Origin of the sequence: Mesorhizobium sp. M8A.F.Ca.ET.021.01.1.1 (genome assembly GCF_003998025.1) — a bacterium.
Taxonomy (GTDB): Bacteria; Pseudomonadota; Alphaproteobacteria; order Rhizobiales; family Rhizobiaceae; genus Mesorhizobium.
This window is the reverse complement of the sequence record NZ_RZSJ01000911.1, coordinates 1-1,427: the sequence shown is the minus strand read 5'-3', so window position 1 is coordinate 1,427 and position 1,427 is coordinate 1. Positions and strand designations below refer to the sequence as shown.

Annotated in this window: 1 pseudogene; it reads left to right on the top strand. The window is 62.4% G+C overall.

The features are described from left to right. Positions 1-76 precede the first annotated feature (76 nt). A pseudogene (locus EOA36_RS35360) lies at positions 77-1,427 on the top strand (excinuclease ABC subunit A); the annotation flags it as partial.

Below are 1,427 nucleotides of genomic sequence, written 5' to 3'. Positions count from 1 at the left end.
AAAAAGACCTACATAAGGGATGGCCGGGAAAAACCCGCCAATCCCACGAATTCCAGATCTGAGGCGGCGACCGGCGATGGCCGACCATAAATTCCTTTCCATTCGCGGGGCGCGCGAACACAATCTGAAGAATGTCGATCTCGACCTGCCGCGTGACAGCCTGATCGTCATGACCGGCCTGTCGGGCTCCGGCAAATCATCGCTCGCCTTCGACACCATCTATGCCGAGGGCCAGCGCCGCTATGTCGAGAGCCTCTCGGCCTATGCACGGCAATTCCTCGAAATGATGCAGAAGCCCGACGTCGACCAGATCGACGGCCTTTCGCCGGCCATCTCCATCGAGCAGAAGACCACCTCGAAGAACCCGCGTTCGACGGTCGGCACCGTCACCGAGATCTACGACTATATGCGGCTTCTGTTTGCCCGTGTCGGCGTGCCCTATTCGCCGGCCACCGGCCTGCCGATCGAGAGCCAGACGGTCAGCCAGATGGTCGACCGGGTACTGGCGGTCGAGGAAGGCACGCGCCTGTTCCTGCTGGCGCCCATCGTGCGCGGCCGCAAGGGCGAATACCGCAAGGAACTGCTGGAGTTGCAGAAGAAGGGGTTCCAGCGCGTCAAGGTCGACGGCGTCTTCTATGAAATCGCCGACGCGCCGGCGCTGGACAAGAAATACAAGCACGACATCGACGTCGTCGTCGACCGCATCGTCGTGCGCGGCGACCTTGCCACGCGTCTCGCCGACTCCATCGAGACGGCATTGAAGCTGGCCGAGGGGCTGGCGGTGGCCGAGTTCGCCGACAAGCCGCTCGACGCCAGCCAGACCGGCGAGGATTCGGTCAACAAATCCAAGAACGAGACGCATGAGCGCATCCTGTTCTCGGAAAAATTTGCCTGTCCGGTGTCCGGCTTCACCATTCCGGAGATCGAACCCAGGCTGTTCTCCTTCAACAACCCGTTCGGCGCCTGCCCGACCTGCGACGGTCTCGGCAGCCAGCGCGCCATCGATCCCAACCTCGTCGTGCCCGACGAGAACGTGTCGCTGCGCGACGGCGCCGTCAGCCCGTGGGCGAAGTCGACCTCGCCCTATTACTCGCAGACGCTCGAGGCATTGGGCAAGGCCTACAACTTCAAGCTCGGCGACAAGTTCAAGGATCTTTCCGCCGAGGCCCAGGAGGCGATCCTGCGCGGCACCGGCGAGCGCGAAATCACCTTCCAATATGATGACGGCCTGCGCTCCTACAAGACGACCAAGACCTTCGAAGGCGTCATCCCCAATCTCGAGCGACGCTGGAAGGAAACCGAATCCGCCTGGATGCGCGAGGAGATCGAGCGCTTCATGTCGGCAACGCCCTGCCCGGCCTGCAAGGGCTATCGGCTGAAGCCTGAAGCGCTGGCGGTGAAGATCGGCGGCAAGCATATCGGCGAAG